The organism is Bradyrhizobium sp. SRL28, from assembly GCF_018596315.1.
GTDB lineage: Bacteria > Pseudomonadota > Alphaproteobacteria > Rhizobiales > Xanthobacteraceae > Bradyrhizobium.
In genome coordinates this window covers 34,397-61,192 of sequence record NZ_JAHEAG010000004.1, presented here as the reverse complement: position 1 = coordinate 61,192, position 26,796 = coordinate 34,397, and the positions used below count along the sequence as shown (strand labels likewise).

The 26,796-nt window shown below is 63.0% G+C and carries 24 protein-coding genes; 9 read left to right on the top strand and 15 right to left on the bottom strand.

All coding sequences use genetic code 11. From position 1 onward, the window contains the following. The first annotated feature begins 184 nt into the window (after positions 1–184). Entirely contained in the window at positions 185–2,287 is a 2,103-nt protein-coding gene (locus KIP88_RS11765) for a methyl-accepting chemotaxis protein (RefSeq protein WP_214488085.1), read from the top strand. Between the two features lie 66 nt (positions 2,288–2,353). Here the strand turns inward: KIP88_RS11765 and KIP88_RS11760 are convergent, their stop codons facing one another. Then, positions 2,354–3,727 (bottom strand): serine protease, encoded by a 1,374-nt coding sequence (locus KIP88_RS11760; RefSeq protein WP_214488084.1) that lies wholly within the window; start codon positions 3,725–3,727, stop codon positions 2,354–2,356. Positions 3,728–3,889: 162 nt separating this feature from the next. On the opposite strand from KIP88_RS11760, the gene KIP88_RS11755 reads away from it, so the two are divergent. After that, positions 3,890–4,693, top strand: a complete 804-nt coding sequence (locus KIP88_RS11755; protein WP_214488083.1) for a molybdopterin-synthase adenylyltransferase MoeB — start codon at positions 3,890–3,892, stop codon at positions 4,691–4,693. 3 nt (positions 4,694–4,696) lie between these two features. Here KIP88_RS11755 and KIP88_RS11750 read toward each other — a convergent pair whose 3' ends face one another. Next, positions 4,697–5,692, bottom strand: coding sequence for an aldo/keto reductase (locus KIP88_RS11750; protein WP_214488082.1), 996 nt, complete (start codon positions 5,690–5,692; stop codon positions 4,697–4,699). 120 nt (positions 5,693–5,812) lie between these two features. Between KIP88_RS11750 and KIP88_RS11745 the strand changes: the two genes are divergently transcribed. Continuing rightward, positions 5,813–6,727, top strand: a complete 915-nt coding sequence (locus KIP88_RS11745) for a LysR family transcriptional regulator (protein ID WP_214488081.1) — start codon at positions 5,813–5,815, stop codon at positions 6,725–6,727. Positions 6,728–6,868: 141 nt separating this feature from the next. Here the strand turns inward: KIP88_RS11745 and KIP88_RS11740 are convergent, their stop codons facing one another. After that, complete coding sequence (locus KIP88_RS11740) at positions 6,869–7,870, bottom strand: D-glycerate dehydrogenase (RefSeq protein ID WP_214488080.1); 1,002 nt, start codon at positions 7,868–7,870, stop codon at positions 6,869–6,871. Positions 7,871–8,218: 348 nt separating this feature from the next. Between KIP88_RS11740 and KIP88_RS11735 the strand changes: the two genes are divergently transcribed. Beyond that, positions 8,219–8,746, top strand: coding sequence for an SH3 domain-containing protein (locus tag KIP88_RS11735; RefSeq protein WP_214488079.1), 528 nt, complete (start codon positions 8,219–8,221; stop codon positions 8,744–8,746). A 146-nt stretch (positions 8,747–8,892) separates the two neighbouring features. On the opposite strand, the gene irrA is transcribed toward KIP88_RS11735, so the two are convergent. Then, positions 8,893–9,384 carry an iron response transcriptional regulator IrrA gene (gene irrA, locus KIP88_RS11730; protein WP_283848508.1) on the bottom strand — a complete coding sequence of 164 codons (492 nt, stop codon included), beginning with the start codon at positions 9,382–9,384 and terminating at the stop codon, positions 8,893–8,895. 337 nt (positions 9,385–9,721) lie between these two features. Between irrA and fabA the strand changes: the two genes are divergently transcribed. The 3 genes from fabA to fabV all read left to right on the top strand — a co-directional run bounded on the left by fabA (position 9,722) and on the right by fabV (position 12,784). Further along, a complete protein-coding gene (gene fabA, locus KIP88_RS11725; protein WP_214488078.1) occupies positions 9,722–10,243 on the top strand; it encodes a 3-hydroxyacyl-[acyl-carrier-protein] dehydratase FabA in 522 nt (173 codons plus the stop codon). Positions 10,244–10,306: 63 nt separating this feature from the next. Beyond that, entirely contained in the window at positions 10,307–11,530 is a 1,224-nt protein-coding gene (gene fabB, locus KIP88_RS11720; RefSeq protein ID WP_214488077.1) for a beta-ketoacyl-ACP synthase I, read from the top strand. Positions 11,531–11,614: 84 nt separating this feature from the next. Beyond that, the gene (fabV, locus tag KIP88_RS11715) at positions 11,615–12,784 is read left to right on the top strand and encodes an enoyl-ACP reductase FabV (protein WP_214488076.1); all 1,170 of its coding nucleotides are present in this window, start codon (positions 11,615–11,617) and stop codon (positions 12,782–12,784) included. A gap of 106 nt (positions 12,785–12,890) precedes the next feature. Here fabV and KIP88_RS11710 read toward each other — a convergent pair whose 3' ends face one another. From KIP88_RS11710 to KIP88_RS11690, 5 genes are all read right to left on the bottom strand, one after another. Continuing rightward, entirely contained in the window at positions 12,891–13,487 is a 597-nt protein-coding gene (locus KIP88_RS11710) for a glutathione S-transferase family protein (protein WP_214488075.1), read from the bottom strand. Between the two features lie 172 nt (positions 13,488–13,659). Further along, positions 13,660–13,932: a hypothetical protein gene (locus tag KIP88_RS11705; RefSeq protein WP_214488074.1), complete on the bottom strand. Its 273-nt coding sequence runs from the start codon at positions 13,930–13,932 to the stop codon at positions 13,660–13,662. Further along, positions 13,910–14,497 (bottom strand): hypothetical protein, encoded by a 588-nt coding sequence (locus KIP88_RS11700; RefSeq protein ID WP_214488073.1) that lies wholly within the window; start codon positions 14,495–14,497, stop codon positions 13,910–13,912. Before KIP88_RS11700 ends, KIP88_RS11705 begins: the two co-directional genes overlap by 23 nt. A 29-nt stretch (positions 14,498–14,526) precedes the next feature. After that, positions 14,527–15,171, bottom strand: a complete 645-nt coding sequence (locus KIP88_RS11695) for a hypothetical protein (protein WP_308163512.1) — start codon at positions 15,169–15,171, stop codon at positions 14,527–14,529. 275 nt (positions 15,172–15,446) lie between these two features. Further along, positions 15,447–15,902: a GNAT family N-acetyltransferase gene (locus tag KIP88_RS11690; protein WP_214488071.1), complete on the bottom strand. Its 456-nt coding sequence runs from the start codon at positions 15,900–15,902 to the stop codon at positions 15,447–15,449. A gap of 172 nt (positions 15,903–16,074) precedes the next feature. Here KIP88_RS11690 and KIP88_RS11685 point away from each other — a divergent pair, with 172 nt between their 5' ends. Further along, positions 16,075–18,072 (top strand): autotransporter outer membrane beta-barrel domain-containing protein, encoded by a 1,998-nt coding sequence (locus KIP88_RS11685; protein ID WP_374226456.1) that lies wholly within the window; start codon positions 16,075–16,077, stop codon positions 18,070–18,072. A 37-nt stretch (positions 18,073–18,109) separates the two neighbouring features. Here KIP88_RS11685 and KIP88_RS11680 read toward each other — a convergent pair whose 3' ends face one another. Further along, positions 18,110–19,036: a LysR substrate-binding domain-containing protein gene (locus tag KIP88_RS11680; RefSeq protein WP_214488070.1), complete on the bottom strand. Its 927-nt coding sequence runs from the start codon at positions 19,034–19,036 to the stop codon at positions 18,110–18,112. A gap of 99 nt (positions 19,037–19,135) precedes the next feature. On the opposite strand from KIP88_RS11680, the gene katG reads away from it, so the two are divergent. After that, complete coding sequence (gene katG, locus KIP88_RS11675) at positions 19,136–21,289, top strand: catalase/peroxidase HPI (RefSeq protein ID WP_214488069.1); 2,154 nt, start codon at positions 19,136–19,138, stop codon at positions 21,287–21,289. A gap of 103 nt (positions 21,290–21,392) precedes the next feature. Here the strand turns inward: katG and KIP88_RS11670 are convergent, their stop codons facing one another. From KIP88_RS11670 to rbfA, 5 genes are all read right to left on the bottom strand, one after another. After that, a complete protein-coding gene (locus KIP88_RS11670; RefSeq protein ID WP_214488068.1) occupies positions 21,393–22,139 on the bottom strand; it encodes a superoxide dismutase in 747 nt (248 codons plus the stop codon). Positions 22,140–22,365: 226 nt separating this feature from the next. After that, complete coding sequence (gene pnp / locus KIP88_RS11665; RefSeq protein WP_214488067.1) at positions 22,366–24,519, bottom strand: polyribonucleotide nucleotidyltransferase; 2,154 nt, start codon at positions 24,517–24,519, stop codon at positions 22,366–22,368. 318 nt (positions 24,520–24,837) lie between these two features. Then, the gene (gene rpsO, locus KIP88_RS11660; RefSeq protein WP_074272228.1) at positions 24,838–25,107 is read right to left on the bottom strand and encodes a 30S ribosomal protein S15; all 270 of its coding nucleotides are present in this window, start codon (positions 25,105–25,107) and stop codon (positions 24,838–24,840) included. A 2-nt stretch (positions 25,108–25,109) separates the two neighbouring features. Then, a complete protein-coding gene (truB, locus tag KIP88_RS11655) occupies positions 25,110–26,246 on the bottom strand; it encodes a tRNA pseudouridine(55) synthase TruB (RefSeq protein WP_214488066.1) in 1,137 nt (378 codons plus the stop codon). Continuing rightward, the gene (rbfA, locus tag KIP88_RS11650; RefSeq protein WP_214488065.1) at positions 26,246–26,659 is read right to left on the bottom strand and encodes a 30S ribosome-binding factor RbfA; all 414 of its coding nucleotides are present in this window, start codon (positions 26,657–26,659) and stop codon (positions 26,246–26,248) included. Before rbfA ends, truB begins: the two co-directional genes overlap by 1 nt. Between the last annotated feature and the right edge of the window lie 137 nt (positions 26,660–26,796).

Sequence of the window (26,796 nt, the reverse complement as noted above, 5' to 3'; positions counted from 1 at the left end):
CGCGCATCTGACTTATCCCATGCAGCAGTCATAGCCCCGTTGTTTTGCGGGAATCCTCGTATTTTCAGGACGAAACTGCGTACTAGTACGGCTCGATCCATTTGTTCTTTGTTCACTCTAACGGCCGACCCTTGATCTGCGGAATCTTCAGCACCGGCGCTGACGCATCGAAAAGGATCGAACCGTGACACTCCTGAATCTGAACATCCGAGGGCGTTTGATTCTGGGCTTCAGCGTACTTTGCGCGCTGCTGGCCGTCGTGGTCGGTACCACCATCGTCAAGGTCAGCGCGGTGAACGAAGCGACCAATCGCACGGTGAACCTTCGTGTGCCGACCGCGATGACCGCAAACGACGTTGTGGCGGGGGTCTACGCCTCGCTGGCCTCGCTGCGCGGCTGGCTGATAACAGGCAATGATTCGTTCAAGGCCGAGCGCGCGACGCTGTGGAAGGAAATGCAGCGCTACGGCGCCAGGATGGATGACATATCGACGCATTGGACATCCGAACAGAACAAGGCTGACTGGAGGCAGGCCAAGCCGCTGCTCGATGAATTGCGCAGCGCGCAGGACAAGGCGGAAGCGATCGCCCACACCCTCGACGAACAGCCAGCGGCGAAGTTGCTCGCCACCGAAGCCGCGCCGCTGGCAAAGGTCATGATGCAAAACGCCACCTCAATCATCGACGAGGAGGGCAGCATTGCCTCGACGGATGCGCGCAAGAGCCTGCTGATTGACTTTGCTGATATGCGCGGCAGCCTGGCGTCGGCGATCGGTGCGATCCGCGCCTACCTCTTGACCGCGGATGCGGCTTTTAAGACCGAGTTCGAGCAGCTCTGGGCGCTCAATCAGAAGAAATTCGAGGCGCTGGCGAAGCGGCGCGCCGAAATGACGGCCGGCCAGCAGAAGGCCTTCGACGCGCTCGTTGCGGCGCGCGCGAAATTTGCGCCGCTGCCGCAGAAAATGTTCGAAATCCGCGCCTCCGACCGCTGGAACATGGCGCAGTGGTTCCTGACCAACGAAGCGGCGCCGCGCGCCAACAAGCTGCTCGATATCTTTGCCGGCGCCAAGGACGCCACGGGCTCGCGCGCGGGCGGCATGGTTTGGCGGCAGCAGAACAACCTCAAGCGGGACGGTGATGCCGTCCTTGCCGAGACCAGTTTTCTGATGACGCTGCTCTGGGTGCTGCTCGGTGTTGGCATCGGCGTCGCGGTGACCGTCGTGTACCTTACCAACCGCTCGATCGTGCCGCCGATCCTCAAAATGGTTGGCGCCATGGGGCAGCTCGCCGGCGGCGATCACTCGGTCGCTATCCCCGCCACCGACAAGAAGGACGAGATCGGCCTGATGGCGCGGGCGGTCCTGATCTTCAAGGAAAACATGGTCAAGGCCAAGGAGCTTACCGACAAGGAAGCCGAGGCGATCAAGGCGCGCGTAGCGCGGGCGGCGCGGGTCAACGAGCTGACCCAGTCGTTCGATGCCAGCATATCGAGCGTGCTGCGCTCGGTCGCTTCGGCCTCGACCGAACTGCAGGCGACGGCATCATCGATGACGGCGACGGCGGAGGAGACCTCCAACCAAGCGACCGCCGTGGCAGCCGCGACCGAAGAGGCTTCCACCAACGTGCAGACCGTTGCGGCGGCGTCGGAGGAGCTGGCGAGCTCGGTCACCGAGATCAGCCGGCAGGTGGCGCAGTCGGCGGCGATCGCGCAGAAGGCCGTCGAGGAGGCCGATCGCACCAACACCACGGTGCAGGGCCTGTATGACGGCGCGGCCAGCATCGGCGACGTGGTCAAGCTCATCAGCGACATTGCTTCGCAGACCAACCTGCTCGCGCTCAATGCCACGATCGAGGCCGCGCGTGCCGGTGAGGCGGGCCGCGGATTCGCCGTGGTGGCGTCCGAGGTCAAGAGCCTCGCCGAGCAGACCGCCAAGGCAACGGAACAGATCGGCGCGCAGATCAGCGCGATCCAGAATTCATCGAGCGAGGCTGTGACCGCGATCCGGGGGATCACGTCGACGATCAGTGAAATGAACGAGATCGCTTCCGCGATCGCCAGCGCCGTCGAGGAACAGGGCTCGGCGACGCAGGAAATCGCCCGCAACGTGCAGCAGGCGGCGCTCGGCACCGGTGAAATCTCGGCGAATGTGGTCGGCGTCCAGCAGGCAGCCGGCGACACCGGCGCTGCCGCCCATCAGGTGCTGCAGGCGTCGAGCGAATTGTCAAAACAGTCCGAGACGATGCGCGGCGAGGTCGAAGCCTTCCTCAGCAACATCAAGGCGGCTTGATACGCTCATGCCCCGGCTCTGCAGCGCACCGCTGACGCGCTGCACCGCGTCCGGGACACGAGTGATTTACTTCCGCACGCAGATCACACGGACCACGGATGCCTTCGCATCGGTCGATCCGCCGGCCACATTGACGCTATTGGCCTTCAGGAAATCGCGCACGGTGTCGGCGGTCACCAGCACCGCCTGCGCCGCGGGTGCGCCGTTCGCGAGTCCCGCTACCTGAACCGGCTTCAACAGCGCGATGCCGGCAAACCTGCCGTCGCCGTCAAGCGCGGGCGCGCCGGAAAAGCCGAGCGCCGGCGCGGGCGTCAACGCGATATCGCTGCTCCCGCCAAGCTGGGCCACCGAAGCCTTGACGCTGGTCACCGCGGCGCCGCCGCCCTGATTCTGCGGATCGGCAATGCCGGTGAGGTCGAGCGTCGTCTTGGTGGCGGCGTTGGCGAGATTGAGCGCTTTCAGTCCGCGTGCGCCATAGATGCGCAGCAGCGCGAGATCGTGCTCCTTGTCCTCGGCGACGCGATCGGCATTGCCATGGCCCGCAATCGCGACCGTGACGCAGCCATCGGTGATCTGGCGGTCGGCAATGATCGCGCCGTCGTCACTGACGACGATGCCGGTGCCGTATTCCACGGTCTTGCGCGGTGGAGGTCCGGCCATTTGCACCGCGGCCGGAAACGCATTGAACGCGCTCGACATCGCGATCACGATCGGCTCCACGGTATTCTCGGTGGCCTGGTCGTAGAGGATGGTGAGGATGCGGACCTCGTCGCCCCTAAAGGTGCCGCGGAGATAAAATTTCTTCAGGCCCTGCAGGCCGGACAGCACGAAGAAGTCCGGCTTGACCACGGTGTAGTCGATGTTCCGCCCCGGCTCTTTCTTCTCGCGCTCGGCGAGCTTTGCGGTAACGGGGCCGGCTTCCTTGCGCCGGGCGAGTTGAATCTGGATCGTGCCGGTAGGCGACGTCCATTTGGTGCCGTTGGCGTCGCTGGCTTGCTGCGGCACCAGTTTGGTCGGAATCCCCAGCCGCACGCCGGTGCCGGGATCGGTGACAATCTTCCAGCCGACGCTTTCCTGCTTTTTCCTGGCGGTATCGGCAAGGAGGCCGCGCTCCTGCGAATTGAGCACGCCCGTCTGTTTGGCCCCGCGGGATTTCTGGAATTCCTTGATCGCATTGACCATGCGCTCGCTGACGTCGCCCGTGATGGCGCCGTTGTACTGCCCGACCCAGGCGAGATCCGACTGCAGCGCCAGCCGCTCGGCCTGCCCCAATGCCTTGGCCGTGTCCTCCGGCCTCTGCAGCGCAGGACGGATCGGCACCGTTGTCACCGGTTTCGCGTTGGCGCCGGCCGTGGAGGGGGGCGTCATTTGCGCCCGTGCGTCCGAGGCGGCTAAAACTGAGGCCGCCACCATCAATGTTGCCGAAAGCACCGATCTCATGACAAATCCGGGAGAATTCAGGAATGGAATAAGGGAGCGCGCATTGACGTCCTGCCAATTAAGCACATCTGCTTAGTCGGCAACAACCGAGCCCCGGTTCAGGGGACTTCCGGTTTCCCTCATCCTGAGGGATTACCAGCGAAGGAAGGACAGCACACGACCATGCTGACGGCCGACGAACTCGAACGCTATGCCCGCCATATCGTGTTGCGCGACGTCGGTGGCCCCGGGCAGTCCGCGCTAAAGGAGGCGTCGGTGCTGGTGATCGGCGCCGGGGGTCTCGGCGCGCCGGTCCTGATGTATCTGGCGGCCGCCGGTGTCGGCACGCTCGGCGCTGTCGATGACGACATCGTCTCGCTGTCCAATCTGCAGCGCCAGATCATCCACACCACGCCCGACATCGGACGGCGCAAGGTCGACAGCGCCGCTGAAGTGATCCACGCGCTCAATCCGCATGTTCATTTCGAGGCGCATGCAGTGCGCCTCGATGCAAAGAACGTGATGTCGCTGATCGGCGGCTACGATCTCGTGCTCGACGGCTCCGACAATTTCGAAACCCGCTATCTGGTGTCCGATGCCTGCTTCTTTGCCGGCAAGCCGCTGATCACGGCGGCACTCGGCCAGTTCGACGGATCGCTGACCACGATCCGTGCGCATGAGCGCAACGAGCAGGGCGAGTTCAATCCGACCTACCGGTGCCTGTTTCCCGAACCGCCACCGCCCGGCACCGTGCCGGCCTGTGCGGAGGCCGGCGTCATGGGCGCGCTGGCGGGCATGCTGGGCTCGATGATGGCGCTGGAGGCGATCCGCGAAATCGTCGGCTTTGGCGAGAGCCTGGTCGGCCGGCTGGTGATGGTGGACGCCCGCGCAATGCGGTTCGAGACGTTGCGCTACGCGCGCGACCCGGCCAACCCGCTCAACGGCGATAAGCCTGTCATCACCGATCTGAGCGGGCACGCGGCGTAATATTCAACGCTTCTCGCTGTCCATATGCGCGAGTTGCGCCTCGGGATAGCGCGCCCCTGCGGCCACGCCTGGCGGGAATGCTTCGGCAAGTGCTGCCAGATGAGCCGGCGTCAATTTCACATCGAGCGCGCCGAGCGCCTCGGAAAGGCGGTCGCGGCGACGTGCGCCGACCAGCGGTACGATGTCGTTGCCTTGCGCTGCGACCCAGGCGATGGCGACCTGCGCCGGTGATGCACCGACCTCGGCCGCAATGGCACGCAGGGAATCCACCAGTGCCAGATTGGTGTCGAGATTGGAGCCCTGGAAGCGCGGGCTGATCTGACGAAAATCCTGCACCGCGGAGCGTTCCTTCGACCAGTGTCCGCTGATCAGCCCGCGCGCCAGTACGCCGTAGGCGGTGATGCTGATTCCGAGCTCGCGGCAGGTCTTGAGAATGTCACTCTCGATCCCGCGCGCGACGAGCGAATATTCGATCTGCAGGTCGACGATCGGATGCACCGCGTGCGCCCTGCGAATGGTGTCGGAGCCGACCTCGGAAAGGCCGATATGCCTGATCCAGCCGGCCTTCACCATGTCGGCCATCGCGCCAATGCTCTCTTCGATCGGCACGTCCGGATCGAGCCGTGCGGGCCGATAGATGTCGATTGTGTCGACGCCGAGCCGCTGCAGTGAATAGGCGACGAAATTCCTGATCGCGGCCGGGCGGCTGTCATAGCCGAGAAATCCCTTGTTGGGATCGCGCAGCGCGCCGAACTTGACGCTGATCTGGAGATTGTCGCGATTGCGCCCCATGAGCGCTTCACGGATCAGCATCTCATTGTGCCCCATGCCGTAGAAATCGCCGGTGTCGAGCAGGGTGATGCCGGCATCGAGCGCGGCATGGATCGTGGCGATGCTCTCGCTGCGATCGGCCGGGCCGTAAAAGTCCGACATGCCCATGCAGCCGAGGCCGATTGCCGAGACGGTGGGGCCTGTAGAGCCGAGTTTGCGTTTTTCCATGGTGGTTCTCCTCGTAATCGGCGGCGGATATTCGCGCCGTGGTGACGAGGCTGATATGAGCCTTTCGGGCCAATGCGATAAGCTGGACAATCCTAAATAGCTTGTTCAGTATACCGAACAATGAAGAATTTCGACCTCCGCGACCTCGATGCGTTCGTCGCCGTGGCGCGCACCCGGAATTTCCGCCGCGCCGCGGTCGAGCACGGCGTCTCCGTCTCGAGCCTCAGCCAGCGGCTGCGCGACATGGAGGAGCGGCTTGGTGTCCGCCTGATGAACCGCACCACGCGAAGCGTCGCGCTCACCGAAGCCGGCGAGCTATTGCTGGCCCGTGTCGGTCCCGCGATGTCAGATGTCGGCGCGGCGCTGGATCAGGTACGCGGCCTGCGGGCGGTGCCGTCGGGGCGTCTGCGCATCAATGCGCCGCCGCCGGCAATCGATCTGGTGCTGGCGCCGATGGTCGCGCCGTTTCTTGCAGCCCATCCCAAGATCGATCTGGAAATCGTTGGCGAGAGTTCGTTCGTCGATATCGTGGTTGGAGGCTTTGATGCCGGCGTGCGCTATGGCGAGCATCTGGCGCAGGACATGATCGCGGTCTCGCTCGGGGCGCCGCAGCGCTACGCCGTGGTGGCTTCGCGCGAATATGTGGCGCAGCATGGCCATCCCAAACATCCGAAGGAACTGCTCGATCACGCCTGCATCCGCACCCGCTTCGGCAGCGGCGCGATGCTGGATTGGGAATTCGAGAAGGCAGGCCGCGTCGTGAAGGTCTCGCCGCCGGCCAAGCTGATCGCGACCTATCTGGGATTGGCGCTGCGCGCCGTCCATGACGGCACAGGCTTCTGGATGACGTTCGAGGGGTACGTTCGGTACGGCATCAAATCAGGCGCGCTGGTCAGCGTGCTCGATGATTGGTGCGCGCCGTTTCCGGGACCGTTTCTGTACTACCCGAGCCGTCGCCAACCGCCGCCGGCGCTCGCCGCGTTCGTGGCCTTCGTCGCGGAATGGCGGAAGCGGGAACGGCGCAAAAACAGATAATGCCGTAGCCCGGATGGAGCCAACGGGTCGCGCGAACGCGCGCCCGATGACAGGCTCCGCGTAATCCGGGATTTGCATCCGCGGCACGATGCCCCGGATTTCGCTTCGCTCCATCCGGGCTACGCTCGCTGCGACATTCGCTCACAGCATGCTGGGCAGCACGCGGTCCGGCGGCTTGTGGTTGTCGAGGAAGGTTCTGATGTTGATGATCACCTTCTCGCCCATCTCGACGCGGCCTTCGATGGTGGCCGAGCCCATATGCGGCAGCAGCGTCACCTTGCCGGCCTTGGCCAGCCGCACCAGCTTCGGATTGACCGCGGGCTCGTGCTCATAGACGTCGAGGCCGGCGCCGCCGACGTCGCCGGCTTCGAGCAGCTTGACCAGGGTGTCCTCGTCGATCACCCCGCCGCGCGCGGTGTTGACGATATAGGCGTCTTTGCGGATCAGCTTCAGCCGCCGTGCCGACAGCAGATGATAGGTCGCCGGCGTATGCGGACAGTTCACCGAGATGATGTCCATCCGCGCCAGCATCTGGTCGAGGCTTTCCCAATAGGTCGCGCCGAGCTCCTCGGCGATAACAGGCGCCACGGGGCGGCGGTTGTGATAGTGGATCTGCAGGCCGAAGGCGCGCGCCCGGCGGGCGACCGCCTGGCCGATCCGGCCCATGCCGATGATGCCGAGGCGCTTGCCGCCGATGCGATGGCCGAGCATCCAGGTCGGCGACCAGCCCGGCCAGTTCTTGCCTTCGGGGAGGATGGTTGCGCCTTCGATCAGCCGCCGCGGCACCGCGAGAATCAGCGCCATGGTCATGTCGGCAGTGTCTTCTGTCAGCACTTTCGGCGTATTGGTCACCGTGATGCCGCGCGCATGCGCCGCCGTGACGTCGATATTGTCGACACCGTTGCCGAAATTGGCGATCATGCGCAGCTTGCAGTCGGGGTGATTGAGCATCTCCTCGCTGATCATGTCGGTGACGGTCGGCACCAGCACGTCGGCCGAGCGGCTGGCTTCGGCAATCTGTTGCGGCGTCATCGGTGTGTCGTCGAGGTTCAACGTCGCGTCGAACAGTTCGCGCATCCGGGTCTCAATCGAGTCCGGCAGCTTGCGGGTGACGACGACGAGAGGTTTTTTCTTAACCGACATGTCCTGCTCTCATGAGGCAATGGCTCGCCAGAGCTCGCCGTTCAGACCTCATTAACCCGGTTGTTCGACACTGCTGACGCCACGCGGTCCCGGTGTCCCGCTGTTTCCTCAGGTAAGTCCTTGGGTTCCCAAATACTTGCCGCGGATTTTCAGCGGAAAATTCGGGTGTTCTTGTTCTCAACGTTCCGTCCTCTCTATCAGAAGGCGGGGCCAAGACAAGAACCCCTCGGAAGTCGAAAATCCGGGCACGACTATTGCGGGGCACAGGGGTCTGGGGTTTTCGGGCGTTAGCGAGCGGTTTCAACTCGAAGAATTTGAGTTGGGGATAGCTCGGCAGGAGACGAGTTGATGGCGTTGGGGCGTATCTGTTCGGTAGCGGTGCTGGCGGGGTGCTGGTTTGTCGCATCGGTCAGCACAGGGTTTTCGGCCAAGGATTCGGCCATCACCACAAGCGGCCTGCCGGTGCCGCGATATGTCAGCCTCAAATCCGACCATGTGAATGTCCGGGCCGGTCCGACCAAGGACAACGATGTCGCCTGGGTCTATACCCGTTCCGGATTGCCGGTCGAAATAACAGCCGAGTTCGAGAACTGGCGCCGCGTGCGCGATTCCGAGGGCTCCGAGGGCTGGGTCTATCATTCGCTGCTGTCCGGCCGCCGCACTGCGGTCGTCACCATGAAGTCCAAGGACGAGCTGGCGTCGCTCTATGACCGTCCCGATCCGACCAGCGCGATTGCGGCCCGCCTGCAGGTTGGCGTCGTCGCCCAGGTCAAGAAATGCACCAATGGCTGGTGCCGCGTGATCGGCAACGGCTTTGACGGCTGGATCGAGCAGCAGCGCCTGTGGGGCGTCTACGCAGATGAGAAGGTGGAGTGACCGACGCCGTCGTCCCGGCCAAGCGAAGCGCGAGCCGGGACCCATACGCCGCGGCTTATCCGTGAGGCGCTGGGATTAGACGCCTTCCACAAGCAACAAGCATTTGTGGTTATGGGTCCCCGCGTTTGCGGGGACGACGAAAGCGGCTAGCGCTTCTTGCGCAGGCGCACGACCATGTCGACGCGGGCGATTTCGTAGCCTTCCGGCACGTCCGGCATCTTCGACAGCACCAGATGCGGATCGGGAATGTCGACCAGCTCGTGGTTGTTCTCGAGATAGAAGTGGTGGTGCGCGGTCACGTTGGTATCGAAATAGGTCTTGGTGCCGTCGACCGAGACCTGGCGCAAGAGACCGGCATCGGTGAGCTGATTGAGCGTGTTGTAGACGGTCGCCAGCGATACCGGAACCTTGGCCAGCGTCGCTTCCTCGTACAGCATTTCCGCGGTCAGGTGGCGGGCGCCCTTGCCGAACAGGAGCCAGCCCAGGGCCATGCGCTGGCGGGTCGGCCGCAGACCGGCGGCCTGCAGCATTTCGTTGACGTCATGCCAAGGACAGCCGGTCAACGCCGGCTGATGTCCGGCGGCCCGGGCGGCCGGATCGATACCGTCGTCGTTCGGGGTCGAGGCTTGGTCGATCATTTCCACTTCGGGTACCACGCGCGCTAACTTGGGCAATATTCTTGCCCAATATAAAAGGAAATCAGGTAGATGCAAGTTTTTCGCAACTAGAACCGGCCCAGGGTAAAGAGGAACCAGCGTGCAAACGGGGCGTTTTAGCCCGTTCCAGTGCTTTGCCGGGCCCCGGTGCCTATGTTACAGAGCGCGCGGACCACATATGCGAATTCGGCAGAGGCTAATGCCGATAGCACCCTAAGTAGCGCCAATTTGCGGGAAACAAGTGTTCTCCCGTAGGGAAACGGGTCCGGTTCGCTCAGAAAGCGCTCCATCGGGACATCTAAGGTAGAGGCGGGACACGATGCTGGATCGGCGCAGCGGCTATGAATACGAGGACTTGCTGGCCTGCGGCCGCGGCGAGATGTTCGGCCCTGGCAATGCGCAGCTGCCGCTGCCCCCGATGCTGATGTTCGACCGCATCACCGAAATCAGCGAAAAAGGCGGCGAGTTCGGCAAGGGTCTGATTCGGGCCGAACTCGATGTGAAGCCGGACCTGTGGTTTTTCGGCTGTCACTTCAAGAACGACCCGGTCATGCCAGGATGTCTCGGCCTCGACGCGATGTGGCAGATGGTCGGCTTCTACCTCGGCTGGATCGGCGGCGAGGGACGCGGCCGCGCGCTGGGGCTGGGCGAACTGAAGTTCTCCGGCCAGGTGCTGCCGAACGCCCGCAAGGTTGTGTACAACATCGACATGAAACGCGTGATGCGCTCAAAGCTGGTGCTTGGCGTTGGCGACGGCTGGCTTTCCATGGATGGCGAGATTATCTATCGCGCCAAGGACCTGAAGGTCGGGCTGTTCAAGCAGGGCTCTGCGCCGGGCTGAGCAACGCGATCACGCAACGAAGATATCTTCACGGACGAACGGAAACGGTAGGGCGAGGCGATCATGAAGCGGGTTGTCATCACGGGGATGGGTATTGTCTCGTCCATCGGAAATAACACCCAGGAAGTGCTTGCGAGCCTTCACGAAGCAAAATCCGGAATCAAGCGTGCGGAGAAATACGCCGAGCTGGGCTTCCGTTCGCAGGTGCAGGGCGCGCCGACCATCAATCCGGCCGACGTCATCGACCGCCGCGCGATGCGCTTCCTCGGCGAGGGCGCGGCGTGGAATCACATCGCGATGGAGCAGGCGATCCAGGATTCCGGACTTTCGCCTGCGGAAGTGTCCGACGTCCGCACCGGCATCATCATGGGCTCCGGCGGGCCGTCCGCCCGGACCATCGTCGAAGCCGCCGACATCACCCGAAGCAAGGGCCCGAAGCGCGTCGGGCCATTCGCGGTACCGAAGGCGATGTCGTCGACGGCTTCCGCCACGCTCGCGACCTGGTTCAAGATCAAGGGCGTGAACTACTCGATCTCGTCGGCCTGCGCGACCTCGAACCATTGCATCGGCAACGCCTATGAGACGATCCAGATCGGCAAGCAGGACATAATCTTCGCCGGCGGCTGCGAGGAGCTCGACTGGTCGCTGTCGGTGTTGTTCGACGCCATGGGCGCGATGTCCTCGAAATACAACGATACGCCGGCCACCGCCTCGCGCCCCTACGACATCAGTCGCGACGGCTTTGTCATCGCCGGCGGCGCCGGCGTGGTGGTGCTGGAAGAACTCGAACACGCCAAGGCGCGCGGCGCGCGTATCTACGCCGAAGTGGTCGGCTATGGCGCGACATCTGATGGTTACGACATGGTCGCGCCGTCGGGCGAGGGCGCCGAGCGCTGCATGCGCATGGCGCTCGAAACCGTGAAAACCCCGATCGACTACATCAACCCGCACGCTACCTCGACGCCTGCCGGCGATCCCCCGGAAATCGAGGCGATCCGAAAGGTGTTCGGCATCGGCGACAAGTGTCCGCCGATCTCGGCGACCAAGGCGCTGACCGGTCACTCGCTCGGCGCCACCGGCGTGCAGGAGGCGATCTATTCGCTTCTGATGATGAACAACGGCTTCGTCTGCGAGAGCGCCAACATCACCGAACTCGATCCGGTGTTTGCCGACATGCCGATCGTGCGCAAGCGCATCGACAACGCCAAGCTCGGCACCGTGCTGTCGAACTCCTTCGGCTTCGGCGGCACCAACGCCACGCTGGTGTTCAAGCGGATGGATGCGTGATTTCGCTTTTACCTCTCCTCGCTTGCGGCGAGAGGTAGGCAGGCAGCGCATGGTGACTTTGCAACAATCCGAAACGGGGTGGGCATGATTATCGAACCGCGCGTGCGAGGCTTCATCTGCACGACGGCACATCCCGTCGGCTGCGCCACAAATGTCCGCGATCAGATCGCTTATGTTCTCCGCCAGGGTTCGATTCCGGAGTGCCCCAAGCGCGTCGCCGTGCTGGGGTGTTCGACCGGTTACGGCCTCGCGAGCCGCATTGTTGCGACCTTCGCCGGAGGAGCGGAGACCATCGGCGTGTCGTTGGAGCGCGAGCCTTCAGCGACCAGGACAGGCAGCGCCGGCTGGTACAACAATCGCGCCTTTGAGATCGAGGCTCAAAAGATCGGCCGGTCTCCCCTCACGCTGGAGGGCGACGCCTTCTCCGACGCGCTGAAGAAGACCTTCATCGAGCATGTGCGTGAAAAGTTCGGGCAGCTGGACATGCTGGTCTACAGCATGGCCGCGCCTGTCCGGACAGATCCGGACACGGGCAAGACCTATCGCTCGGCGATCAAGCCGCTCGGCAATCCCGTCGAAATCAAGACCCTCAACACTGAAACTGGCGAGGTCTTCGAGACGACCATTGCGCCGGCGAGTGAGGATGAAGCGACCGCCACGGTGGCGGTGATGGGGGGCGATGACTGGAAGCGCTGGATCAACCAACTCGCGGACGCCGGCGTTCTGGCGCCGGGCTTCCGGACGCTCAACTATACTTATATCGGCAGCGAACTGACCTGGCCTATCTACTGGCAAGGTACTCTGGGGCGCGCCAAAGTCGATCTCGACCGCAAGGCGGAAGAAATCCGGGGCCGGCTCGGCCAGGACGCGGCACGCGTGGTGGCGCTGAAGGCCGTGGTCACCCAGGCGAGTTCAGCCATTCCGGTGGTGCCGCTCTATGGCACGGTGCTGTTCAAGGTCATGAAGCAACTCGGGCTCCACGAAGGATGCATCGAACAGATCGATCGCCTGTTCCGGACGCGCCTTGGCGGGGGTGTCGAAGTTGACGAGGCGCAGCGCATCAGAGTCGACGACTGGGAGCTTTCACCCGAAGTTCAGGCGGAGGTGTTGCGACGATGGCCTCTGCTCTCCACGGAAACGCTCGGCGAACTGGCGGACCTGCCGGAATACAGGAGAGAATTCCTTCGCCTGTTCGGATTTGGCATCGACGGCGTCGATTATTCACAGGACGTGGACCCCCGCGTCGTCACGTGAGTTTCGTAGTTTCGTAGCCCGGATGGAGCGAAGCGAAATCCGGGGCATCTCGCACGCGGTGCATTGCCCCGGATTACGCTGCGCTCCATCCGGGCTACGTTTTACTTCACCCCGCGGCGATCTTCTCCGCGCGCTGGAACGCCGGGCGCGCCACGCAGCGGTCGATATAGGCGTCGAACGACGGCCGCGGCGGCACCATCTTGAACATCCGCACCGCAAAATTCAGTCCGGAGCCGAGCATGATGTCGGCGGCGGAGAATTTTTCGCCGAGAATCCAGGGGCCCTTCTGCAGGGCGGCATCGAGCACGTCGAAGGTCTGCGTTGCACTTCCCCACGCCGCCGTGCTCGACGGCACCTCCAGTTTCGTGAAGAGCTGGATCAGCGCCGGCTCGATGCAGCTTGGCGAAAAGAACAGCCACTGCAGATATCGCGCGCGCAGCGGGTCGGTGACATCAGGCGCAAGGTTGGTTTCGGGATAGCGGTCGGCGATGTAGGCGCAGATCGCAGCCGCCTCTCCGAGCGCGGCGTCGCCGTCCTTCAACCCCGGCACCTTGCCCATCGGGTTGATCGCGAGATATTCCGGCGCCTTCTGCGCACCGGTCGTAATGTCCGTCAGCACGCGTTCGTAAGGCAGCCCGGTTTCTTCGAGCAGCCAGATCGCGGAGATGGAGCGGGAGCGGGGCGACCAGTAGAGCTGGATCATGGGGGAACCTTTCATCGGCTTGGGGCGAACAGCCCGCTGTTCATTGCGCGTCTGCTGGGAATTGGCAACGCACTACGCCTTGGATGAACGAACCGTACTCCAGCGACATGTTGGTCAACTTTATCTCGTGCGGCCGATCGGCAAGCGATCTCCGGCGAACTGTGGAGGTCGACTACCGTGAGGCTCCTTGTGCCGGACGTCGAAGCATCCCCGGCAGGGTCTTGTCGAGGCTTGTCGTCAGCATCGCGCGTACGCCGTCGCGCAGCACCGGGCTCTTTGCGGCGTCAGCAGCCTTCTCCGGAAACATTGCGAGATCCATCGGGCGAGAGGGGCCTCCGAGCTGATGGTAATGCACACGGTTGGCGAATGTGTCCTCGGCCATCAATGCCGGCGCCTCATTGATCAGTTGAAAGGTCTGTTCGTCATAGACGCGGATGTACATCATGGCGAAAAGGTACGCGTAACTGCCGAGGTAGTGCTTCGAAAATACCAATGCCAAATTCCCGCTGGCTGCCACCGTGCCGGTGCACGAGGACGTAACGCTCGCAGGTCATTCCGCGGGCAACATACTGAGCGAATTCCCTGACGTTGTCGTCGCGACCGAAGCGTGAGGCGGGCTTCGGGTGGTTTGCGAGTTCCTCTTTGGTGAAAGGAATCCGCCGCACTGACATGCCGGGTGCCGCGGCCCGAACACGTGAGACCACCAACTCGTCGAGTGCCCACCCATCGACCGCCACCCGTTCATAGGTGTCGGTGAACGTGAGAGGCCCGAACTTCTCGACGAGGAACAGGTTGCCGGCGATGGGAATGACGCCGATCTGGCACGATCTGCTTTCCGCCGGCTTTGTCGATCTGGCGGCAACGTTGGTTATTGGCGCAAGTTTCCTGGCGGTGGGCTTCGCCGCCGGTGCGGCCCGTTGCGTTGTTGCCTCCGGTGCCGGCTGTATCTGCGCGAAAGAGGGAATGGGAAAGCAGAACAGGAAAATCGCAGCGGCGATAACTCGGATCATTGTGACTCGGTGGATGTGGGAGGAGGCGCTCAATCGTTCTTGAGATAGTTGGGCAGCGTCTGGTCAAGCCGTGCCGCAACCAGCGCACGGGTTCTTTCGCGAAGCGTCGTGTTACCTGGAACGGCCGTCGCTGGTTCGGGAAACAGCGAATTGTCGAGCTTGGTGAGCGGATCCTCAGTCAATCGCAAGCCTTCGGCCAGTCTCGTACCAAGACCAGCGAACGGGCGGCTAATCGTTTCGTAGTTGCTGCCGTCGAGTAGGAGCACCGCGACATTAGCGAACAGGTGCGAGTGCCTGACGAGTGATCCCAGTCCGCGACTGTATGCACCGATTCCGTCAAGCATGAGATTGGTGCCCGGCACCTGCCCCTTGAAGCGGGTTACAACAAGGTAGCGTTCGCAATTCGCAGCCGGCGTGATGCTTCTGACGATCGCCGGCAGGCCTTCGCGTGGGTCGGGCAGGAATCGTGATGTCGGATGATAGAAGGGCTCAAACGCTCCCTTCGGATAGGCGATTCTCCGGACCGTTGGATCAGCGCCGGTCGCCGCGCGCACCCGCGCGACGACGAGATCGTCTAACCCCCATCCCTCGACCGGAACCTCGCTCTCCTCCGTCTCAAAAATCGTGAGGCCGAACTTCTGTACGGCAAAACGATCACCGATCGCCGAAATCACGCCGAGCCTGCAAGGTCCAGTCTCCGCCGCAACCGGTTGCTTCGCCGCCGCCTTGGCCTTGGGCGCCGCTTTCTTTGTAACAGGCTTCGCGGGTGTCGCTGCCGCCGGTGCGCTGGATGTCGCAGGAGATTGGGCCCATCCGGCCGCCGTGAGGCATGACACAAGGATGGTGGCGGTAGCGAAGCTACGGAGCATGGCTTGAAGAACGCAAGTTGATGGCACTAGACACGCAAACTAGAGCGTGCAGGCATCGTCCGCAAGCCGAGCGATGGCTTTCACGCCGATTTTCGCCAGCGATAATATTTCATCGTGAATCCCGTCAACGGCTCGACCTGCTCCTTCTCGAACACAAAGCCTTCGCGCTCGTACCAGCGCCACGCCTTTTCATTCTCGCGCACGCAGCGCAGCCAGATTTCATCCGGCAGATGTTGTCGCGTGAAGGTGAGCAATCGCCGCCCGAGACCGTCGCCCTGATATTCCGGCGCGACGAATAGCTGGTCGAGATAGCGCTCGGGCAAATGCATCGCCAGCATCGCCGCCAATCTTCCATCGTCATCGGCGACGTAAAGAGTCCAGCCCTTCTCCACCTCCATCGGGACTCGCGCGCGCAATTTCGCCAGCAGGAAATTGCTGGCGGCTTCGAGCCCGGTCGATGCCCAGCTTTCCATCCAGACTCGGGCGACATCGTCATACTCGTCCGGGCGGGCAGGGCGGATTACGGCCTGTGTCACGGCAATGCTTCCAGCTTCGCTTGCAACGATCGGGTTCGAAGCGACCCGTGCCCCATGAACATGGGAGGACAACGACGCCGCGCTCGGTGCACTTTCGGTCGTGACGGCTATGTCCGCAATAGCTCTGCGCGAGGTATCCGCGCGGCCGCTTCTACGGTCTTCACGAAGGAAAGTGGCGTTGTTGACGCGCTGGAATCGCTCGCACCTGCTGACAATTGCCGCCGGCGTGATCATGATGAGCGTGGGCGGACCTGCCTTCGCGCAATCCGCGAACTGGGACGCGGCGCTGTCCAATTCGCATTGGTATGTCCCGGTCCCGCAATTGCTGGCCTATGCCGCACCGGCAACCGGCTTTTCCAACCCGATCGCGATCGGCGATCAAACCCTGTGGTCGCTTGGAACGGCGACCAACGGCGCCTTCACGGGGTTCAGCAGCGCGCAGCTAGCGATCGGACCAGCGGCGCACACCGAGAACTCGACGATCCAGGGTTTTGTCACGACGTCTGGGCAGATCACCATGGTGTTTACGCCGGTTGGCGGTGGCACGCCGACCGTAGGCCTCGGTCAGATGCGGCTGATCGATGGCGTGTGGAAGATGGAAATGCAAATGATTACGGGCCAAAACCTGTTGATCACGCACTGGGCCTCTATGACCCCTTACAACCCCGCAACCTTCTTGCCGCCGGCCCCGCAACCGATCCTTGCGAATTCGGTGCCGGAATGGGCGTGGACGTCTGGCACGCGCTGGCGCATCGCCAGTCCGTCGATGTTCGGCACCACGACGCCCGGGCGGTTCGTGATGAGCAATTATCAGAACGGATATTTCTGGGGCAGCGGCGCGGCGCCTTCGGGAAGCAGCGCGGGAAACTTCACCCTGCTCGGCTCCGTCACCCCCGAGGGCAGGGTGCTCTTCAACACGCTGTCGCGCGGCAATCTCACGAGCCTCTACGGCAGCGCCAGCGGCGACCCGTCGGGCGCGCAAATACTCGTCAGCACCTACGATATGACCGGCAGTCCGACCGGAGGATGGGCTGCCATGTCGCTTGTGCAGCCCTACGCCGAGGTATTGGCCGGACAGAACAACCGCGCCGGCCTCGGCGCCGCCGCCGTGCTCGACCGGATGGCGTCAACGCCGCTCGGGCTGACGGGAGCCATGGCGCCGACATTTGCGATCCTCGACAATCTCGATGCGCCGGCGCTTTCGAACGCTATCAGCCAGACGCTGCCCGTTCTCGCCGGCGCGGCGTCGCAGGCGACCTACGCCACGCAACGCGCGCTGCAGCAGACTGTCATCGGCCGCCTCGACGACGCCTACGGCCTGCGTGCGGCCGGGGTGACAGCCGAGCGAAATGTCTGGCTTAAGCCGCTCGGCAGTGTCGCCAGCCAAGGCGGCAATGACGGTGCGCCGGGCTATCGTGCGAGCGGCGGCGGCCTGGTCGCCGGTGTGGATGTGCCGGTGTCATCGAGGTCGGTGCTTGGAGGGTTGTTTTCGTATTCACATCAGAACATCACGGGCAGCGACGAGACGGTGCCCAACCGCATCGGCTTGGACACCTATCAGCTCGGGCTCTATGGCGCCCACGCGTTGAGGCCCGGCACGGAAATCGATTTCCTGCTCGATGGCGGGATCAACCAGAACCGCGTCAATCGCTCGCTCTCGTTCGTGGGCAGCGCGGCCTTTGCGGACTATCTCAGCTACACCGGCCATGCCGGCGTCGCGGTCAAGCAGCTGATCCCGGTACACGCCGGGTTTTCGATTTTGCCGTCGCTGCGGCTCGACTACGCGCAGGTACAGGCCGATGCCTATAACGAAAGCGGCGCCGGAGGACTGAACCTCAAGGTCGATTCGCAGCTCTATCGCGAACTGATGCTGAGCGCGGGCATGAAGGGCTCTTACCGGATCGCCGACCACATCTGGCTCACCGCCGACGGCGCGGCCGGTTACAACCTTCTCAATAACCGACTGCAGATATCAGCGGCGTTCGCAGCCGGTGGCGACAGTTTCGTCACCACGGCTTTCAGCCAGTCGCCCTGGCTCTATTCAGCAGGCGTCGGGCTGACCTCGAAGCGAACGGGCGATCTGGACCTCAGCATGCGCTACGGTATGCAGACCAGTCCTTCCGGCTTTCTGAACCAGACGGGATCGTTCACGCTCAGGATAAGGCTTTAGTGGCTCGGGCCGCGCGGAGGGCCGTCAGGCCGTCATTTCATTTCCGCGCTGGCGATTTCGCCTTGCGCTCTTCCCGCAACGCGTCGGCTGCGAGGCAAACCACTTCAGAGATCTGCTGGAGCTGTGCGGCGAGCGGGCTCGTCTTGCGCCAGACCATGCCGATGGTTCGCGACGGTTGCGGGTTCCTGAAGCGCGCGACCGAGACCGTCGCCGAGCGCGTTTCCACCGCGACCGCCATTTCCGGGATCAGGGTGACGCCGATGCCGGCGCCGACCATTTGCACGAGCGTCGACAGCGAGCTTGCGTCCAGCACTTCCCGTGGCGGTGATTGCATGTTGCAGAACGACAGCGCCTGGTCGCGAAAACAGTGTCCCTCTTCGAGCAGCAAAAGGCGCATCTCGCGCAGCGTCTCGTGGCTTGGCACCGGCGTTCCCTCATCCTCGCCCGGCCGCACCAGCAGGAAATTTTCCGAAAAACACACGACCTCGGTCAGCGAAGGTTCGGATACCGGGAGCGCTACGATCGCCGTATCCAGCCGGCCCTCCACGACCTCCTTGATCAGCTTCGGCGTCAGCGTCTCGCGGACGTGAATGTCGAGTTCCGGATGCATGCGCGCGAGATTCTCGATCACCTTCGGCAGCAGATAAGGCGCAATCGTCGGGATCATGCCGATGCGCAACCGTCCCGCGAGCCGGTCCCGCGACGCGCGCGCAAAATCTCCGAGTTCATCGACCGAACGCAGGATCTCGCGAACGCGCTGGACGATCTCTTCGCCGAACTTCGTCAGCGTCACCTGCCGTGCGCTTCGCTCCAACAGCACGCCGCCGAGGGTTTCCTCCATTTCCTTGATTTGCATCGACAGCGCCGGCTGCGAGATCGAACATGACTCGGCCGCGCGCCCGAAATGGCCGTGACGTGCCAGCGCATCGAAGTAGCGGAGCTGTCTGAGCGTCATCTGGATCATCAGGTCATCTTATCGGTTCGATCATTAAAATCAACTTTACCTGATGGAGGGCGATGCTTAGATTGCTTCCAATCTGACAGGTACCCTCAGGAGACGACCATGGATGACAAAACCAAATGCCCGTTCTCGGGCGGCAATCGCGCGCGCACGAACCGCGACTGGTGGCCGGACGCGCTGGACGTTTCGGTTCTCCACCGCAACTCCGCTCTGTCCGATCCGATGGGCGAGGCGTTCGACTACGCCAAGGAATTCAAGACGCTCGACCTCAACGCCGTCATCAAGGACCTGCATGCGTTGATGACGGAATCGCAGGAATGGTGGCCGGCGGATTTCGGTCACTATGGCGGTCTGATGATCCGCCTGGCGTGGCACAGCGCGGGCACCTACCGCATCACGGATGGCCGCGGCGGCGCGGGTGCGGGTCAACAGCGCTTCGCACCGCTGAACAGCTGGCCCGACAACGCCAACCTCGACAAGGCACGCCGGCTGCTGTGGCCGATCAAGCAGAAATACGGCCGGAAAATCTCGTGGGCCGATCTGATGGTTCTCGCAGGCAACGTTGCGCTGGAATCGATGGGCTTCAAGACCTTCGGCTTCGCCGGCGGCCGCGCCGACGTCTGGGAGCCTGAAGAGCTGTTCTGGGGTCCTGAGGGCACGTGGCTCGGCGATGAACGCTACAGCGGTGAACGCCAGCTTGCGGAGCCGCTCGGCGCCGTGCAGATGGGCCTCATCTACGTCAATCCGGAAGGGCCGAACGGCAATCCGGACCCGCTCGCGGCGGCAAAGGATATCCGCGAAACGTTCTTCCGCATGGCGATGAACGACGAAGAAACGGTCGCCCTGATTGCCGGCGGTCACTCCTTCGGCAAGACCCACGGTGCCGGCGACCCGTCGCTGGTGGGTGCGGACCCGGAAAGCGGTGCGCTGGAGGATCAGGGCCTCGGCTGGAAGAGCAAGTATGGCACCGGCGTCGGCGCTGACGCCATCACCGGCGGCCCGGAAGTCACCTGGACGCAGACGCCGACCAAGTGGAGCAATCTGTTCTTCAAGAATCTGTTCGAAAACGAATGGGAGCTGACCAAGAGCCCGGCCGGTGCCAAGCAGTGGAAGGCGAAGGGCGCGGAAGCCACCATCCCGGACGCCTACGACAACTCGAAGAAGCATGTGCCGACCATGCTGACCACCGACCTGTCGCTGCGCTTCGATCCGGCCTACGAGAAGATCTCGCGGCGCTTCCTGGAGCATCCGGACCAGTTCGCCGACGCGTTCGCGCGTGCCTGGTTCAAGCTCACCCACCGCGACATGGGCCCGATCGCGCGCTACCTCGGCCCGCTCGTGCCGAAGGAAACGCTGATCTGGCAGGACCCGATCCCGGCGGTGGATCATGAGCTGATCGGCGAGCAGGACGTCGCCGCGCTGAAGGCGAAGATTCTCTCCTCAGGCCTGTCGGTGTCCCAGCTCGTCTCGACCGCGTGGGCGTCGGCGTCGACGTTCCGCGGCTCCGACAAGCGCGGTGGCGCGAACGGCGCGCGCATTCGTCTTAGCCCGCAGAAGGACTGGGAGGTCAACCAGCCGGCCGAACTCAAGACGGTCCTGCAGAAGCTCGAAGCGATCCAGAAGGAGTCCGGCAAGAAGGTTTCGCTTGCCGACCTGATCGTTCTCGGCGGCTGCGCGGCAGTCGAAAAAGCCGCCAAGGACGCTGGCCTGGATGTGAAGGTGTCCTTCACGCCGGGACGCGCCGATGCGTCGCAGGATCAGACCGACGTCGAATCGTTCGCTCCGCTCGAGCCGCGGGCCGACGGCTTCCGCAACTATATCAACAGCAAGAAGCATCAGTTCATGGCGCCTGAAGAGGCGTTGGTGGACCGGGCGCAATTGCTGCGGCTGACGGGGCCCGAGATGACGGCTCTCGTCGGCGGCCTGCGCGTCCTCGGTGCCAATGCCGGCAACTTCAAGCACGGTGTGTTTACCAAGCAGCCCGAGACACTGACGAACGACTTCTTCGTCAACCTGCTCGACATGAGCACGCAATGGCAGCCCGCCGGCTCTGACGGTGCGTATGAGGGCCGCGACCGCAAGACGAATGCGGTCAAGTGGACCGGCACCCGCGTCGACCTGATCTTCGGTTCGCACGCGCAGCTCCGCGCCTTCGCGGAGGTCTATGGGGCCGCCGACTCGAAGGAGAAGTTCGCCAAGGATTTCGTGGCGGCATGGACCAAGGTGATGAACCTCGATCGCTTCGAGGCTGCCTGATCTTTACAAGACGCTCGCGCCGCTGGCGCGAAGCTATCCGGAAAAACAAGTCGGAAAACAAAAAAGGGCGGCCGAAAGGCCGCCCTTTTCACATGAAATGCGGTCAGACGCCGAGCGTGCCGGCCTTTGCCGCCGCATAGCGCTCGGCGATCTTGGCCCAGTTCACGGTATTCCACCACGCCTTCAGATAATCGGCGCGACGGTTCTGGTAGTTCAGGTAATAAGCGTGCTCCCAGACGTCGTTGCCCATCAGCGCGCGCTTGCCATCCATGATCGGACTGTCCTGGTTCGGGCGGGTCTCGATCGCGAGCTTGCCGTCCTTGGCTACGGTCACGAATACCCATCCCGAGCCGAACTGGCGGCCGCCGGCGGCGTTGAAGTCGTTCTGGAATTTTTCCATGCCGCCGAGGTCGCGGTCGATCGCCGCCAGCACATCGCCCTCCGGCTTGCCGCCGTTCGGTGCCATGATTTCCCAGAACATGGTGTGGTTGGCGTGGCCGCCGAGATTGTTGCGGACGGTGAACTTGATGCTGTCGTCCAGCGCATTCAGATTGCCGAGCACGTCCTCGATCTTCGCCGTTCCCAACTGCGCATTGGTCTTGGCGACATTGTTGAGGTTGGCGACATAGGCGGCGTGGTGCTTGCCGTGATGGATTTCCATCGTCTTGGCGTCGATATGCGGTTCGAACGCATTGGTCGGATAGGCCAGCGGCGGCAGCGTGAAGGGGCCCGTTGGGGCCGCAGCCGGGGCCGGAGCGGCCGCCTGCGCAAAGACAAGACGTGGAGCTGCAGCAACGGCCGCGATACCGGTTGCTGCAAACATCAACTGGCGCCGGGACATGGATGACATCGACTTCTCCTTACCTGTAGGTGAACTGGGAAAATATGTGTGAACGAACGCCAAATGCCGCTGCGCGGCAAGCTACGGGCGATGGCGGGATCAGGTTTCGTTTTCTGCCCTCGTGAGCCTGCGACGTAATCGCACAGGTGCTGCGGTCCCGGCAATGTAACTCAGGCGGGCAACAAAAAAAGGGGTGGCCGTTAGGCCACCCCTTTGTTCACATTTTAGCGATGCCTTACTCGCCGGCGGCTTCGCGCTGCGGCGCTTCCGCCTTCTGCTTGGCCTCGAGGTCCTCGCCGGTGGCCTGATCGACCACCTTCATCGACAGCCGGGTCTTGCCGCGGTCGTCGAAGCCGAGCAGCTTGACCTTGACCTTGTCGCCTTCCTTGACGACGTCGGAGGTCTTCTGCACGCGCGCCGAAGCGAGCTGGCTGATGTGGACGAGGCCGTCCTTGGCGCCGAAGAAGTTCACGAACGCGCCGAACTCCATCACCTTGACCACGGTGCCTTCGTAGATCTGGCCGATCTCCGGATCGGAGGCGATCGACTTGATCCACTTGATCGCGGCCTTCATCGCCTCGCCGTCGTTGGAGGCGACCTTTACGGTGCCGTCGTCCTCGATGTTGACCTTGGCGCCGGTCTTCTCGACGATCTCGCGGATCACCTTGCCGCCGGTGCCGATCACTTCACGAATCTTGTCGGTGGCGATCTTGAAGGTTTCGATGCGCGGCGCGTATTCGCCGAGCTCGGCGCGGGCGTTGGTCAATGCCTTGGCCATTTCGCCGAGGATGTGGATACGCCCGTCCTTGGCCTGGCCGAGCGCGACCTTCATGATCTCCTCGGTGATGCCCTCGATCTTGATGTCCATCTGCAGCGAGGTGATGCCCTGGTCGGTGCCGGCCACCTTGAAGTCCATGTCGCCGAGATGATCCTCGTCGCCGAGAATGTCGGACAGAACCGCAAAGCGCGAACCTTCCAGAATGAGACCCATCGCGATGCCCGCGGTCGGCCGCTTCAAGGGAACGCCCGCATCCATCAGCGCCAGCGAGGCGCCGCATACCGAGGCCATCGACGAGGAGCCGTTGGATTCGGTGATCTCGGAGACCACGCGCACCGTGTAGGGGAATTCGTGGTGCGGCGGCAGGACCGGGTGGATCGCGCGCCAGGCGAGCTTGCCGTGGCCGATTTCGCGGCGCTTGGTGCCGCCGAGGCGTCCGGTTTCACCGACCGAGTAGGGAGGGAAGTTGTAGTGCAGCAGGAACGTCTCTTTGTACGTTCCCGACAGCGCGTCGATGTACTGCTCGTCCTCGCCGGTGCCGAGCGTAGTCACGACCATCGCCTGGGTCTCACCGCGGGTGAACAGCGCCGAACCGTGGGCGCGCGGCAACACGCCGACTTCGGCGATGATGTTGCGCACGGTCTTGGAATCACGGCCGTCGATGCGCTTGCCGGTGTCGAGGATGTTCCAGCGAACGATCTTGGCTTCGAGTTCCTTGAACACGGCGGCGATGCGCAGCTTGTCGTATTTCGGCTCCTGCCCTTCCGGGAAGTAGTGCGCCATCACCTTTTCCTTGGCCTTGCCGACCGCCGCATAGCGATCCTGCTTGATCGGAATGGCGTAGGCGGAGCGCAGCTCCTGCTCGATCAGGCCGAGCATTTCCTTTTCCAGCGCGCTTTCGTCGACGACCTTGACTTCGCGCGGCTCCTTGGCGGCCTTCTCGGCCAGTTCGATGATCGCCTTGATCACCGGCTGGAAGTGGCGGTGGCCGAACATCACGGCGCCGAGCATGATGTCTTCGTTGAGCTCTTTCGCTTCCGATTCCACCATCAGCACCGCGTCCGCGGTGCCGGCGACGACCAGGTCGAGCTGGGTGTCGACCATTTCGTCGAGCGTCGGGTTGAGCACATACTCGTCATTGACGAAACCGACGCGGGCAGCACCAATCGGGCCCTTGAACGGGGCGCCTGATATCGTCAGCGCCGCCGAGGAGGCGACCAGTGCGAGGATGTCGGGATCGTTTTCCATGTCGTGCGACAGCGTCGTCACGATCACCTGGGTTTCATTGCGCCAGCCGTCCACGAACAAGGGACGGATCGGACGGTCGATCAGGCGGGAGACCAGCGTCTCCTTTTCGGTCGGACGGCCCTCGCGCTTGAAGTAGCCGCCGGGAATGCGGCCTGCGGCGTAGGTCTTTTCCTGATAGTCGACGGTGAGCGGCAGGAAATCGACGCCTTCGCGCGGCGACTTTGCGGCAACGACGGTGGCGAGCACGACGGTCTCGCCATAGGTGGCGATCACGGCGCCATCAGCCTGACGGGCGATCTTGCCGGTTTCCAGCTTGAGGGGACGTCCACCCCAGTCGATCTCGACGGAATGCTTATTGAACATAGTGGTTTCTTTCATGGGTTCACGAGAGAGCGGGGCCCAGAAACACAAAGACCATGCGCAAGATTGCGGGACGCTGATCGCGATACGAGATCAACATCCGGCGATCCTGCCATGGTCTTCATCTTTCGGATGGCATCCATCCTCTCGGCAGTCACGGGCACCTTGCCCTGTCCAGCGGCCGGATTGCTGCTGGACGTTTGTCGGGCATGATCCATTCCGGATGATGCCCTTGCGCATGATCGTCTCCGAACAATTCGGAGTCCGTTTCCCGGAAGACCATGCGAAAACGCGCGCAAACTGCGCGCGCGTACTCTCAAATCAACGACGAATGTTATGCTTTTCGAGCAACGCCTTGTAACGCGCCTCGTCCTTCCGCTTGATGTAGTCGAGCAGAGAACGGCGTGTTGCGACCATTTTCAAAAGACCCCGGCGCGAATGATTGTCCTTCACGTGGGATTTGAAGTGCCCGGTGAGGTTGTTGATGCGTTCCGACAGGATCGCAACCTGAACCTCGGGCGAGCCGGTGTCGCCGGCCTTGTTGGCATTCGTCTTGATGACTTCCGCTTTGCGTTCGGCGGTAATCGACATCGTCAAACTTTCTCATTGCTGCGACCGGGACTGGCAGTCAGCCCGGTCAGGTTGAACACGCGCTTGGGGATGAGTTCGCCATTGCCAATTTCGGCGAGGGCCAGAAGCCGGCCTGCCACCGTGACATAGACTGTGCCGCTACTATTGGGCGCATCCCGTCCGCGCAACAAAACGGCCTGGCCCCGGTGGAGCCTTGCCGCATCAGCCCGTGTGACGGCCAGTGCCGGGATGTCGTCCAGCGCGGTCTCAACGGGCAAAAGCGCGTCGGCGAGGCTTCCCTCGCCAGACGCGGCTCTATTGCATAAAGCCTCCAACTCTTCCAGCGGAATCATGTCCGTCTCGCGGAACGGGCCGACCAAAGTCCGCCGCAACGCGCAGATATGGCCGAAACAGCCCAGAATCCGGCCGATATCGCGGGCCAGCGCCCGGACATAGGTACCCTTGCCGCACTCGGCCTCGAACACGGACTGGCCATTATCTCCATGTTCTACAAGGGTTAATTCGTGAATCTCGACCGGGCGGGGCTTCAGTTCCACTGTTTCGCCGTCCCGCGCCAGGTCATAGGCGCGTTCGCCCTGGACCTTGATGGCGGAATACTGCGGCGGGATCTGCTCGATCAGGCCGGTAAACTGCGGCAGCAGGGCCCGCACCGCTTCCGCCGACGGCCGCAGCTCGCTGGTCTTGACCACCCGGCCCTCGGTATCGTCGGTGTCGCGCTCCTCGCCCCAGGCGACCGTGAAGCGGTAGCGCTTGCGGCCGTCCATCACGAAAGGCACCGTCTTGGTGGCCTCGCCGAGCGCGATCGGCAGGCCGCCGGATGCCAAAGGATCGAGCGTACCGGCATGGCCGGCGCGCTTGGCCTGGAACAGGCGCTTGAGCACGGCAACCGCATGCGTCGAGGTCATGCCGATCGGCTTGTCGAGAATCACCCAGCCATGAACGTCGCGCTTGTCGCGGCGCGGCTGGTTGTTCTGCCGCGGCTGCTTGTTGTGACGCGGATCGTTGTTGCTGCGGCGCTGGTCTTCGCCGGCGCGACGTTCGTCGTCGCCTCGCGACTCGCCTGAAAAAATATTTTTTTCGGCGTCGTGCGCTTCGGCAGTTTGCTGCTCGATCGCGCTGTTCGCGGTGGGCATGGTCATCACTTGTCGTCCGAATCGGGTGCGAGGTCTCTTTGCACCGCAGGTGTTCTCAGTAATTTCTCGATCCGTTCCGCTTCGTCGAATCGTTCGTCGACGCGAAAGCGAAGGTCAGGAGCAAATTTCAGGTTAACGCGGTGAGCGATCTCGCCGCGCAGGAATTTTTTGTTGCGCGCGAGCGCCGCGAGCACGACCTCGGTATCGCGGCCGCCGAGCGGCATCACGTAAATCGTCGCGAGTTTCAGGTCCGGCGACATTCGCACCTCGGGAACGGTGATGATGTGGCCTTCGAGGTCGGGGTCGTGCACGCTACCCTGCGACAGAATATCGGCGACCGCATGGCGCACGGTCTCGCCGACGCGCAATTGCCGTTGCGAGCCGCCGGGGGCGGAACCTTTGGTATGATGGCGGGGCATTTTCGTCTTTCAAAGCCGTCATGCCCGCGCCGCAGCCAACTTTAGGCAGGCTGCGCAAACTTGCCTGCGCGCGGGCATTCACGTTTTTGCTTGTTGAATCAGGTTAAGACGTGGATGGCCGGAACAAGTCCGGCCAT